Raw genomic sequence first — 12,744 nt, forward strand, 5'->3', positions numbered from 1 at the left:
GGAACACAGTTCCGCTAGGGGTAGGAGGGTGCTGGAGAAAGTCGCGGGCGCCAGGTTAGGTGGATGGTGGGCTGTGGGCTGATCGCCGTACGCAAAGATTGCGCTAAGTCTAACAAAAGAGCCCCTGCTGCCAACCGCAGCAAGGGCTCTGAGTTACTTCACAAACGGGAACAGCAGCTTCTGGTTGTCCGCCCAGAACATGTTGTCGGCGTCGATCACCTTGGTGGCGGTTTCGGTGCGTTCCGGCACCTTGCGGCCGGCGAGGAGGTCCACCGCGGCTTTGACGCCGAGGTAGCCCATGCTGAACGGATTCTGCACGACCGTCGCCTGAATCACGCCCTCCTGCAGCCACTCCAGCTCCTCCTGCGTGCTGTCGAAGGTCACGACCTTGACCTGACCGGCCAGCCCCAGCCGCTCGATCGCCCCCGCGACGCCGACGGAGGTGACGGCGTTCAAGGCCACGATGCCGCCGACGCTGCCTTGGCGGGCCAGCAGCCGGCTGGTCAGCTCGCCGCACACCTTAAAATCCGAGCCGCAATTCTGCTTGGAGACGATCTGAATTTGCGGGTACCGCGCCAGCTCCGCGAGGAGCCCCTGCTCCCGCTCCTCGATGTTCTTCGCGCCCATCTCGACGCTCATGACCGCGAGCTGCGCAGACGGTCCGGTCAGCTCGACAAGCCGCTGCGCCGCCTTCCGGCCGGCTTCCACATTGTTGATGCCGACGAAGCTCTTGACCTTCGCCGAGTCGACCTCCGTGTCCACTGTGACGACCGGCACATGCAGCGACACCGCTCGATCCACGGCTCCGGCCAGCTTCTCATAATCGTTCGGCGCCAGCACGAGCGCATCCGTACCCGTGCGGAAGATGTCCTCCAGCAGCGCCAGCTGCCCCTGATAGTCATCCTCCCGCTCCGGCGCACTTACGGTCAGGCTGACGTTAAACTCCTTCGCCGCCGCTTCCGCTCCCATCCGCAGCGTCTTCCAATACTCGTTCTCACCCATCTTCATCATCAAGGCGATACGCTTCTGCTTCGGCTCCAGCACATCCTTCGAGCTGCAAGAAGACAACAGCAAGAGCGCGGCAAGCCCCGTCAGCATCAGCTGCTTACTCCATCTCATGCGTCGCTCCCCTCCTCTTCCCGCACGACCGGCAGCCATACGGTTACCGTCGTGCCGACCTCCAGCTCGCTTTCAATCTCCAGCCCGTATGGCTCGCCATAGTATAGTCGAATCCGCTCCAGCACGTTGCGCATCCCCACGCCCGAGCCTTCCCGACTGCTCATGACCGCTTCGCCGCGCAGCATCTTGCCAGGCACCTCCGGGGCCATACCCAACCCGTTGTCCTCGACCTGCAGCCGCAGCTTCCCGCCAACCACGGCCGCGCGGACATAAATGTGTCCCACATCAGCTATCGGTTCAATGCCGTGATAGATCGAGTTTTCCACAATCGGCTGTAAAATGAGCTTCAAGGTCCGGCAGGAGAATGCTTCCTCCTCCGCCTCGATGGTAAACTCAAATTGATTCTTGAAGCGCATCTGCTGAATGATCAAATAATGCCGCACATGCTCCAGCTCGTCCTGCACCGTGATGACATGCTTACCCTTGCTCAAGCTGATGCGGAAAAACTTGGAGAGCGAGGTGATCATCGTGATCACTTCCTCCTTTTTGCCGACACCAGCCATCCGCACCACAGAATTGAGCGTATTGTACAAAAAATGCGGGTTAATTTGCGCCTGCAGGATGTCGAGCTCATTTTTCCGCTTTGTTTCCTGCTCCTGAATAATTTGGGCCATCAGCTCGCGAATGCGAACGACCATAAAATTAAACCGTCGCGACAGCCGCCCCACTTCATCTTCGCCCTGCACCTGAATGGAAATGTCGAAGTCGCCCTGCTCCACCTTCCGCATTGATTTCTCCAGCCGCTTGATCGGCAGCGAAATGCGCGACGACATGAACGCGGACAGCATCAGCACAAAAATGATCACAAACAGCAGCAGCCACATAATGAAGTCGCTGATTTCTTTTTTCGTCGCGACAATCTCGTCCATGTAGGAGACTCCGACGATGCGCCAGCCGACATTTTTGACCGTTTGGATGGTGATTAGCCGCTTGGACCCGGTCGAATTGTCGATAAAGCTGCCATAAGCGTATTTGAGTGCCTGCTCCACATTCTCATACTTCAGCCCAATATAAATCAGCTGCTGCTGTGGATGGTAAATGATGTTCCCGCCCGATTCGTCGATGATGTAGGCGTAGCCTTTTTGGCCCAAGCTGATCCGGCGGCTCACGTCGTCAATCGTCTTAAAGTTCACGTCCACCAGCAGCACGCCGTCTACCGTTTCGTTCCCGCGCTGGATCTTCACCCCCTTGCTCATCGATACGACCCAGCGGTACTCGCCCTTATACAGGTTCTGAATATGCGGCAGCGAGAAGGTCAAATGGTTCGGATTTTCCACCGCAGACTTAAACCAGCCCTGCTCCAGCAGCTTCGTATTCTTGTGCAGCTCCTTGTCCGGCAGCCCCGTCACCAGCTCCCCTTGCGCCGTAAACAGCCCCATGGACACGATATCCTCCCGGGTGTCGAGAATCATCTCCAGCTGCTCGGTCAGCTTCGCGTTCGGAATGCCGGCGCTCCGATGAATTTTGTCGTCGACCATGCTGAACACCTGGGCCATGTCGTCCAAATAATTTTCCAGGCTGAAGCTCACCTGCTCCACGATCTGCTGGTTGTATAAATACGCGTTCTGCTCGGCGGTACGTGAAAATTTGTTGTACAGCACGACGCCGACAAACAGCATCACCAGCACCGTAATGAGCGTAAACGAAACGGTGATGATAAACTGGATGCTCTTCACCTTGTAGCTGGTTTTCACGTCCAAGTCATCCTTCCCGCGCAACGTTCCTGTATTCCTTCGGCGACACACCGACATGCTTGCGGAAGCTGAAGCTAAAATAATTCGGGTCCGCATACCCCACCTGCTCTGAAATTTCGAATGCTTTCAGGTCCGTGGTGCGCAGCAGCTCCTTGGCCGCTTCCATCCGAATGTGCATCAGGTAGGCGACGAAGGTCATTTTGGTCTCTTTTTTGAAAATGCTGCTAAAATACCCGGCGCTGATATGCAGCTGACTACACACCTTGTTGATCGTAATATCCGTCTCGTGATAATGCTCCTTCGTAAAATCCTTCGCCTGCTCCACCAGCGTCTTGTAGGACGATTGCCGGTTGCTGGCGATGCTGGTCATGATTTTGGTGCACAGCTGAGCGATCCACTGCTGCGCTTCATGCAGCCCAGTCAGCTGGTACATCTCGGAAAACGGGTGAAAGCTTTCGCCGAACGTCTCCTCCATATCGATGTCGGCATCTTTGGCCGCCTTGAGGATCGCCGTGAGAATTTCCAGCAAATAAATCTGGAAGTCCTTAAACGACACCTGCGCGCCCTCGACCTCCTGGAACAGCTCCTTCACGATATCCTGCAATTCGGCGGCCGTCCCCACCTTGAGGCAGCGAATCAAGGCATGCTCCTTAAGCTCGTCGAAGCGCAGCTTTTCTACGAACCGGCGCTCCACATCGTAGATGCAAATGACCCGGTTGCTCCCGAGAATCAGCCGGTAGTCGAGCGCGAGCACCGCATCCTGATACGAGTACATCACATCCGTAATCCGGCTGGCTGTCGTGCCTACGCCGATGGTGATAGTGAGCTTTAAATATTTTTCAATGCTTTGGCGTATTTCCTCCAGGACGGCGAGCGTCGATTTCATCACGGCTTCCGGCTGCTGATCCGTCGAGAGGGTCAGCACCACCACTTCATTGCCATGAAGGTAAACGAGGCCGAGCCGGTGCTTGGCGACAATTTCCTCGGCAATATTCAGCACCGCGAATTGCGTCAGCTCCGCATCCTTGGAGTAAGTCAAGGAGCCTGTCCGGGCGCTGGTGTCCTCCGGATGCTCCGGATCGCTGCTCAGCACGGAGACGATAAAGCTGCTGCCGGAGAGATCCAGCTGATAATTGGCCGCTTTTTCATCAATTTCTGTTCGGGACAGCTTACGCGTCAGCAGAGAGGCAAGGAACACCTCCCGCAAGACCGGGATGCTTTTTCGATAATGCTCCTGCAAAATCTGCACGTTTTCCTTCTCCGCAATCTCCGCATCCAGCTGCGACTTCACCTTGTTCAGGACATCGATCAGCTCCTGTGACGAAAAAGGCTTTAGCACGTACTCGTCAATATGCAGCTTGACCGCTTTTTGCGCGTATTCGAACTCGTCGAAGCCGGTCAGGATAATGATTTTCATCGTCGGATATTTGTCTCTTATGATCTCGGACAGCTGAAGGCCATCCATAAAAGGCATCTGAATATCCGTCACAACCACATCCGGCAGCTGCCGTTCGATCAGCTCAAGTGCCTCCTGCCCGTTCTCCGCCTGCCCCACGACTTCATAGCCGAGCGCCGCCCAATCGATCTCCTGCAGAATACTTTCCCGAACATCTTCTTCGTCTTCCGCTAAAATGAACTTGTACATTACGAACCCCCTCCGAGCCTTTCCACTTTCAGTATATACGATATCCGCTTTCAGTTTTCAAATGCAGCAGCTCGGGTTCATTTGTGAATTGTAAAATTTACATCCGCAAATCAAACAAATGGTGTATACTAGGTTTAAATGGAGAAAATAGGTAATTAGTCCTATACGCAAGAACAAAAGAATCCTTGCAGCAGGAGGAATATGCTTTGGTTAGTTTCTTCGAAACCGGCGATGTGGATGATTTAACCTACGCCTTGGCCTTGGTCGAGGCGCTTACGAGTAACTCTACGATTGCTTTTGTCGTTTGCGATTTGGATCATCAGGTGCGTTATGTCAGTAATACCTTTGTCAGCATGTTCGGCTGGACCCGGGAAGAAGCCGTCGGTGAGCCGATTCGGATCATCCCTCCTCCCCTCTGGGAGTCGTTCATCCAAGTCTTAATCACACATGATTGTTCCTTACCCGCTGGGGAAACGTGCAAGCAGCGCAAGAACGGTACCGTGCTGACGGTCAGCGAATCCATCGTTCCGCTGCGCTCCAAGAGCGGCGAGCTGATCTCGTATGCTTGCATTATCCGCGACATTACCAAACGGAAAGAAGCCGAGCGGGAGCTGAAGCTCAGCGAGCAGCGGTACAAGTCGTTGTTCGAGCAAAATCCGGATGCTGTATTTTCAACCGACTTAGAAGGCAAAATCACTACAGCCAATCCCTCGGTGGAACGCATCTGCGGCTACTCCCCCGACGAACTTCTCGGCCAGCGCGCCCTCGAGATCATCCACATCGAACACCTGGAGCTGGCGGTGGAGATGCGTCTTCGTACGCACTCGGGCAAGCCGCAGCACTTGGAGACGGCCATCCTGAACAAGAATGGCTTCAGGGTGCAGGTTCACGTGAGCATGCTGCCGATCATAATCGATCAAGAGGTCGCCGGCGTCTACTGTATCGTGAAGGACATTACCCAGCAAAAGGAAGCCGAAGCGGCGGCGCATTACATGGCTTATTTCGATATGCTGACCGAGCTGCCGAATCGCCGCCAGTTCAATGAAGCGCTTGACGCTGCACTGCAGCAGGCCTCAGCCGAGCAACCCAAGCTGGCCGTGCTGCTCATTGACCTCGACGGCTTCAAGCAGATCAACGATTCGCACGGCCACGCCGCCGGCGATCAGGTGCTGCAGCAGGTGGCGTCCCGGCTGAAAGCCGCTTGCGCGAAAGGCCAGCACTTGTCGGCGCGCATGGGCGGGGATGAGTTCACCGTGCTTCTGACCGGACTAGACAGTGCTGCGCCTGCGCTGGAGCTGGCGGAGAGGCTCGTAGCGCAGCTGTGCGAGCCGATACCACACGGCGAGCTGGAGCTGCGCGTATCGCCGAGCATCGGAATCGCCCAGTCGCCGCAGCATGGCACCGACGCCGATACGCTGCTGAACCATGCGGACAGCGCAATGTATCACATAAAAACGCAGGGGAAGAACGGGTACCATATGTTTACCGGTGCGTAGATGATGTTCGAGAAAGCCACTTTGTCAGGGCTTTGTCAGGTGGCTTTTTTCCTTTAGTGACAAGTAACTTCGATATATTCTATAATGACAGAAACAGACCATCCAAAATTTAGGAGGCAACATGAGCATACAGAATATGAATCTAAAAAGAGATTTTTCGATCGTCAATGGTGGCCATATTCTTTATTTTTATACAAATCCATTGTCCTATGTCGAAAATTTGCTTGCTTATATTGCCGATGGATTAAAGCTAGGTCACTATGTCGTTGTGATCGATGAAGCTGCGGTTTATGAAGTGGTTCAAGAACGGCTTTTGAGCAAGTATTCGAAAGAAGAATTGCAAGGGGTTTTCTTCGAAGAATACGGCGCCTTTTATGGCATTCAGACTGATTTTAACGGGCACAAAGTCGCAGATGAGTTTAGTAAACTTTACAGATCGTTACCCGAAGCGAACCGTACCGTTCAAACCTGGGCGCGCGTCGGCTGGCGGGAGGAACCCGAGATTACTTCCAAGCTGGAGCAGCATGAAAAAGACAGCGATTGCATTGTAAAAGCCTACCGAATGATTTCCGTCTGCGCATATGACAGTATGAAAGCCCCCGCCGATCTACTGATCAGGCTGCTAAAAAATCATCAATATTTCATGACCGACAACGAATTGGTTATGTCCCCGCTCTATGATAAGGAGAACATCTTCCCTTCCCTCTCCACCCAATCCAAAATCGTCGGAAATCGACTTTTATAAATCGAAGCTAGATTTTGCTCACGTGGTTTCTCATGAGGTACGCAATCCGTTAACGGTGATCCGAGGCTTTGCCAATATTCTTCGGCACAGCGAAAAGAACCTGAGTCCCGCTGGACTAGAGAAGCTGGATGCGATAGGACGATATACGAAAGCGATCGACCAAGAGCTGACCCATATCATCCAGACGGAGCAAATGCTTTCAACGGACTTATACGTAAAAATGGAATGGATACATCCATACGAAACCGTTCAAGAAGTGATTGAATTAATGAATATTAAAAGCTACGTGGAAAATGTCCAATTGGTAACTCATATAGAGCTTACCACAAGCCATGCGATGATGGGCAATCTGATGGGGCTCCGACTCATTTTATCCAATCTCGTAAGCAATGCGATTAAGTACGCCGGTGAACAAGGCTCGGTCACATTCTCGGCGTTTGCTGCGGGGGATCTCCTTCGTTTTGTTGTTCAAGATAACGGGATCGGCATGTCCAGCGACCAGTTAAATTCGTTGTTCCAAAAATATGGAAAGCTGAATGAACATAAAAACGGGCAAGGCATTGGCCTTTATGTGGTCAAAAATTTGGTCGACCGTTTCCACGGCACGATTCAGTTTGAAAGCGAGCTAGGCAGCGGTACGACCGTCACCGTGGACATTCCAATGTGTGCTTCAACCGATGACGCAGGGCATCCTGAGGCATTCGTTCAGGCCACGAACGGTTGAGCAGATTAAAGGGCTTCACATTTTAGCTATGGCTAATCTGTGAGGCCCTTTTCGTCAGGCTCGCCGCTGTGCAGCCAGCCCCAAAGCTTCTCCATCGTTCGCTCGAGGTTCGGCACGCCCTGGGCATCGAGATAGGGGCTCCATCGGCGAAAATAATCCGGATGCTTCCCGACGATCGGGATGCGGGCGATGACGCCGGGGGCGTACTTGCGGGGATTCCAACGAAGCAGGCCGTTGCTCCTGCGCTCCCAGCCGCCCCAGCCGCCGAGCAGTGTCACGGGATCCCCGTGTGCCGCAAGGTACAGCGTCGATGCGCGGAGTGCTTCGGGCACGCGGCACTTGGGCGATCCGATCTGCACGATGCGCAGCCGCTCCGGCGTCACGAGCCCTTCGTGGACCAGCGCATGCCCGGCATGGACAGCGGCATTGCCCCCTCCGCTATGGCCGATGAGCAGCAGGGTGCCGCCCTCCGCGTCCATCGGATAGGTGGCTTGGATCGCGGCTAGCGCGTTCCTACCGCCGATGGCAGTCAGCAAGCTTTTTCGCCAGGAGATCAGAGGATACACATCGCGTCCGATCTCACGCAGCTGTTGAACTAAGCTCCGGCTCCAGTCCCCATACGGAAACAGCAGCTCGGTATGCCGGACCTCCCACTGCGCCTCCGTTAACCGCTCCCCCAACACCTCACGAAACTCCTCCATGAAATTCGGCGCGGTCGCGACCCCTGCAAGCAAATAAACGCTGATGTTATTTGCCGGTTGGCCGATACGACTGTGCATCGATGATCCTCTCCATTATGCTTGGATGCGTGGACCGGAACCACTTCACCAGGCGAGGTGGGTTGACGTCACTGAGCGAGAAGACCGCCAGCTTCTGGTACATGCTGACCGCCCCCTCGTTGTTGCCGATCAGCTGGAACGCGTACATGTCGGCCGCATGCTCCGCCTGGCGGGACACGGCGTTCGAGACCGGGAGCGAAACGAACGTCACCAAGGATACAAGGAGCAGAACGACCGGCAGCCCCGCCGGATCGTGCAGCCGCCCGATGCCCCACTGCGGCCCCCAGCGCCGAAGGGCGTATTTGTACGCCCAGCTTCCGAACCAGAGCAGGAAGAACGACGAAACGACACCGCCCACCACACTCCACTCCAGATGATGCATCACGTAATGCCCCATCTCATGCGCCATGATGAGCAAAATTTCGTCTTCCTTCAAGCTCTTGAGCGTCGTATCCCACAGCACGATGCGCAAGCTGGAGCCGATGCCGGTGACGTAGGCGTTGAGCTCGTTCGTTTTTTGCGACATGTCCACCTCGTACACGCGGTCCGCCGGAATGTCTGCCTTGGCCGCCAAATTCAAGATGCGCTGCTCCAGCAGCGGGTCGGACAAGCGCGTGAATTGATTGTAAAGCGGATCGATGACGACCGGCTGGATGTAAATCATGAACAGCGTGAACGGCAGCGACAGCAGCCACAGCTTCAGCCACCAGCGGCCTCCCCGCGCGATGAACCAGAAGGCGACTACCGCCACGAGCATCGTCATCAGATAGTTCACTCCGAAGCTGACCGCCTTGTCCCGCAGCCAGCTGGGGAACGTTTGCGTAGATAAGCCATAGCCCCGCGACAGCATGTAATTGGCGAGCTTCATCGGCAGGAAGACGAGGAAGGTGACCACTTGGAGCAGCAAAAGGAACGCCGGCAAGCGAAGGATGGACGGCCATCCGGCAGCCTCGAGCCGCTCCTGCCAGCGGCGCGCAAAGCCTCCGAACAGGAGCACGACGTACAGCCCCCACTCCCATGGATAGCTGAGGAAAAAAATCGCATTGCGCGCCGCCGCCAGCGTCTCGCTCTGCTGCAGCTGCGCTGCGGTCAGGAACGTCGCCGGATCGGCCGCCGTGCCCCGGTATGCCTGCGGAATGATGCTCGAAGGCACGATGATCACATAGAGTGCGATGAAGAGGGCGTATGCGGCGAAAAGCATGAGATAGATGCGAATGGGCCTGCGTGTGTCGGAATCGGTAATGCGCATGCCGGCGAGTTCCCCCTCGTGAATGGATTTAGCTTGTCAGGTAACTTTCGAAGCCGCTCTTTCGTCTGTATAATAGAATGGCAAGCGAGCGCTCTATTCAATAGAAGCGGATGGAAGCCGTTCACTGGAACTGGAAAATTTCCATCTTTATATTATAGCGCAACTGGCCCGCAACTTATGATCGAGACAGAACAAAAGGATAGGACTGATCCCATGCGACCGTATCATCGAATGTACACCTTCACCGCCGCTGCGCTGCTTAGCGGTGCACTGCTTTTGGCAGCCGGCTGCGACAACGGCAAGACGGCAAGCCAACCGCCGGCGGCTTCGCCGGAGACGGCCAAGCCAAGCAGCAGCCCGGACGCGGGCAAGCCGGCGACAACCTCGCCGGGCCCTGCGGCCGGCGGCGCAAGCACGACGCCAGCCGGAGGCAGCGCCAGCAGCGCGGCGGCTTCGCCTCCGCCGAATGCGCCGGCTGGCGGCGCCTCCGCTGTGAGCGGCAGCACCGGCTCGGGCGCGATCCAGGTCGTGGCGAACCCTACGGATCGCGCCGTGCTGGTCAATAAGCAGTTTAAGCTGCCGGACCATTACAACCCGTCCGATTTGGTCGAGCCGAACGTGGCGTTTACGTTCAAGGAGCACCTCGAAAAGCGCAAAATGCGCAAAGAGGCGGCGGGAGCGCTGGAGAAGCTGTTCGCCGGCGCCAAAGCCGACGGGCTTCCGCTGGTCGGCGTGTCCGCATACCGCTCGTACGAGACGCAAACGACGGTGTACAAAAATTACGTGAAGCAGGACGGCGAGGAGGCCGCGAACAAATACAGCGCCAAGCCGGGCCAAAGCGAGCACCAAACGGGGCTGGCGATCGACGTCTCCGGCTCGAACGGCAAATGCGCAGCGGAGGACTGCTTCGGCGAGACGAAGGAAGCCAAGTGGCTCGAGCAGCACGCTCCGGAGTACGGCTTCATCATCCGTTACCCGAAAGGCAAGGAAGACATCACGGGCTACCAGTATGAGCCGTGGCATTTGCGCTACGTCGGAACCGAGATGGCCAAGGACATCGCAAAGAAAAACGTCACGCTCGAAGAGTATTTGGGCAGCTCCGTGCCGGTAGCGAAGCCAACCAAATAACCGCTCGTCCCTTCAGCGGCTTGATCTCATGGTCTCCATGGCATCAAGCCGTTTGTGTTGCATCATATACGGATACAAGAGCACCAGTCCCCCGACGTACAGCGCAAAGGCAACATAGGCCGGCAGCAGATGGACGAAGTCCGTGTAGCCGATGTGAAGGTGGACGCTGAACCCTGCCACAAACCCGGGCAGTCCTCCGAACAAAAACGTGAGCCACAGCCAGCGTGCTCCCGGACTAATTCCCCATAACGCCATGATCAAGAGCGCCAGCGCATCCGAGAACAAGGCGCCGCCGAACCCGGCGCGATCATGCGCGATCAGCGGCAGCAGCCGTTCATTCACTGCGTTCAGCTGCTCGGGTGTAGTGCACAGATAAACCAGATCCTGCGGCACGAACACGTGCGTCACCCCCACCGAGGAGATGACGACCCCGCCCACCGTCAGCGCAAAGCCGAGCACGACGAGCAGCAGCTGCCCCCATTGGGCACGCCGCCAAACATGGAAGGCTCGGCCGCTCCTTCGGAGGCCGATCGGCGCGACCGCGCATCGAAAGAACAAACAACGGCAGCAGCAGCATAGCGACCAGCGCATGAAGCGGATCAAAGTACCCGTAGCCGAAGTACAGGAAAAAGCTGCTGAAGCCGACCAGGCCGGAAACCATTAGCGCCGTCTTCGCCCAGTGCTGGCCGTACCTTAGCCCATAACGGGCGAGCTGATAATACAGCACGCCGATCGAGATCATCGTCCCAGCCAGCGTCACCCGGTCGTGCGACATAAAGCCCAACAGGCGCGTGTTTGCCTCGCCAATCCCGCTCCGGCTGAGCCCTAGAAACTGCAGATCGTAAGGCAGCACCACACTGGTGGCGGCGATGATCCAAGCAAGCAGCCCGCCGAGCAGCATCCCGATGCCGAGCAGGCACATCCAGCCCCAGCCGGACCAAAACGACGACGGCGCCTCCGGCAGCTCCCCGCGCAGCTGCAGCCGCTCCGCGATGATCGCTTCATTGATCCGCTTCGGCAGCCCGGGCCCCGCGTATACGAGCCCGCTGTGCAGCTGCACATACGTCGCGCCGGCCTGCAGCAGCTCCAGCGCATCCTGCGGCTCATGCACGCCGCAGGCAGCCACGACCGCGGGCGCCCCGCCACACTGCTCGCGGATGAGCCGCGTCTGCGCCAGACCGCGCGCCTTGCCCTCGCGGCCCACCACCGCGCCTGCCGGCGTAGACTCGGCCTCGCTGTTGACGAAGCCGTCCCAGGCCGCCGCCCCCTGCGAAAGCAACGGGCGCAGCCGCTCCGCCGCGAGGCTTAGCGGGACGCAGAGCAGCACCGGCTTCGCGGGACCGAGCGCCTGCCGTACGCGCTGCAGCAGGTCCTGGACCTCCTCGATCGGCCACGCCTCGTCGAGGAGGTCGATGTACCATGCGGCAGCATACGGCGCCAGCGCGCTCGCTAGCTGCCGCAGCTGCGCATACGCGTCCTCCGGTGTACTGCCGGGCATCGGGCGGAGGCGGATAAACAGCGGAAGCGAGTGGCCCTGCTTGCGGCTCAGCCGCTGAACCGCTGCATCCAATCCAGCATTCGCAGCATAAGGCTCAGGGTAAACGATCGCCTCCGCAGCGTCTTCCCGCCGAATTCCGGCGGGTGAGGCTTGAATGGCTCTCACCGTGACCGGACCGACCTCGATAAATCCGAAGCCGAACGGAGACATCGCTTTGTTCGCCGTGCCCTGCGGATCGAGCGTCCCGCTTAAGCCGACGGGGCTCGGCAGCCGAACGTCTCCAAGCCGGCTTTCCAAGATAGGAAAGGACTCCATATGACTCAAAGTCCGGATCACAAACAAACCGCCCGGCAGCCGGCTGAGTCTGCCCATGGCTTGCAAGGTGAGGGCTCTGGCCAGCGCCGGCTTCAATTTAAACAATAAAGGGCGAAACAAGGTTTGATACGACCAATCCGGCATCCCGCTCACCCCATATCAGTTAGAAAATTTTAACCATCAGTTGTCAGAATTCCCCCACTTCTAAAGTGGTGGGATGAATGGCAACGGTCTTAGGTAACTTGACTAATACAGCCGAAATCTATACGATTAGATTCATTCAGTCGTATTT

The 12,744-nt window shown here is 56.9% G+C and carries 11 protein-coding genes; 4 read left to right on the forward strand and 7 right to left on the reverse strand.

The window, feature by feature from the left end; translation table 11 throughout:
- Positions 1-153: 153 nt before the first annotated feature.
- From FPZ49_RS31720 to FPZ49_RS31730, 3 genes are read right to left on the reverse strand one after another with little or no spacing between them, the layout of a single operon-like run.
- Positions 154-1,119 carry a substrate-binding domain-containing protein gene (locus tag FPZ49_RS31720; protein WP_144854350.1) on the reverse strand — a complete coding sequence of 322 codons (966 nt, stop codon included), beginning with the start codon at positions 1,117-1,119 and terminating at the stop codon, positions 154-156.
- On the reverse strand, positions 1,116-2,873 hold the full coding sequence (locus FPZ49_RS31725; RefSeq protein ID WP_261381722.1) for a sensor histidine kinase: 1,758 nt from the start codon (positions 2,871-2,873) through the stop codon (positions 1,116-1,118). The genes FPZ49_RS31720 and FPZ49_RS31725 overlap by 4 nt, the downstream gene beginning before the upstream one ends.
- 7 nt (positions 2,874-2,880) lie before the next feature.
- Positions 2,881-4,518 (reverse strand): response regulator, encoded by a 1,638-nt coding sequence (locus FPZ49_RS31730; RefSeq protein WP_144854351.1) that lies wholly within the window; start codon positions 4,516-4,518, stop codon positions 2,881-2,883.
- 206 nt (positions 4,519-4,724) lie between these two features.
- On the opposite strand from FPZ49_RS31730, the gene FPZ49_RS31735 reads away from it, so the two are divergent.
- From FPZ49_RS31735 to FPZ49_RS31745, 3 genes are all read left to right on the forward strand, one after another.
- A complete protein-coding gene (locus tag FPZ49_RS31735; protein WP_186446219.1) occupies positions 4,725-6,014 on the forward strand; it encodes a sensor domain-containing diguanylate cyclase in 1,290 nt (429 codons plus the stop codon).
- A gap of 121 nt (positions 6,015-6,135) precedes the next feature.
- Positions 6,136-6,759 carry an MEDS domain-containing protein gene (locus FPZ49_RS31740; RefSeq protein WP_144854353.1) on the forward strand — a complete coding sequence of 208 codons (624 nt, stop codon included), beginning with the start codon at positions 6,136-6,138 and terminating at the stop codon, positions 6,757-6,759.
- The gene (locus FPZ49_RS31745) at positions 6,692-7,483 is read left to right on the forward strand and encodes a sensor histidine kinase (protein ID WP_144854354.1); all 792 of its coding nucleotides are present in this window, start codon (positions 6,692-6,694) and stop codon (positions 7,481-7,483) included. The genes FPZ49_RS31740 and FPZ49_RS31745 overlap by 68 nt, the downstream gene beginning before the upstream one ends.
- Positions 7,484-7,515: 32 nt before the next feature.
- Here the strand turns inward: FPZ49_RS31745 and FPZ49_RS31750 are convergent, their stop codons facing one another.
- Entirely contained in the window at positions 7,516-8,262 is a 747-nt protein-coding gene (locus FPZ49_RS31750; protein WP_144854355.1) for a hypothetical protein, read from the reverse strand.
- Positions 8,231-9,511, reverse strand: a complete 1,281-nt coding sequence (locus FPZ49_RS31755; protein ID WP_144854356.1) for a M48 family metallopeptidase — start codon at positions 9,509-9,511, stop codon at positions 8,231-8,233. Before FPZ49_RS31755 ends, FPZ49_RS31750 begins: the two co-directional genes overlap by 32 nt.
- Positions 9,512-9,724: 213 nt before the next feature.
- On the opposite strand from FPZ49_RS31755, the gene FPZ49_RS31760 reads away from it, so the two are divergent.
- Positions 9,725-10,639: a M15 family metallopeptidase gene (locus FPZ49_RS31760; protein WP_144854357.1), complete on the forward strand. Its 915-nt coding sequence runs from the start codon at positions 9,725-9,727 to the stop codon at positions 10,637-10,639.
- Between the two features lie 12 nt (positions 10,640-10,651).
- Here FPZ49_RS31760 and FPZ49_RS37140 read toward each other — a convergent pair whose 3' ends face one another.
- Positions 10,652-11,038 (reverse strand): hypothetical protein, encoded by a 387-nt coding sequence (locus FPZ49_RS37140; RefSeq protein WP_261381723.1) that lies wholly within the window; start codon positions 11,036-11,038, stop codon positions 10,652-10,654.
- Complete coding sequence (locus FPZ49_RS31765; RefSeq protein WP_261381724.1) at positions 10,974-12,596, reverse strand: hypothetical protein; 1,623 nt, start codon at positions 12,594-12,596, stop codon at positions 10,974-10,976. The genes FPZ49_RS37140 and FPZ49_RS31765 overlap by 65 nt, the downstream gene beginning before the upstream one ends.
- Between the last annotated feature and the right edge of the window lie 148 nt (positions 12,597-12,744).

Source organism: Paenibacillus cremeus (assembly GCF_007786445.1).
Lineage (GTDB): Bacteria > Bacillota > Bacilli > Paenibacillales > NBRC-103111 > Paenibacillus_G > Paenibacillus_G cremeus.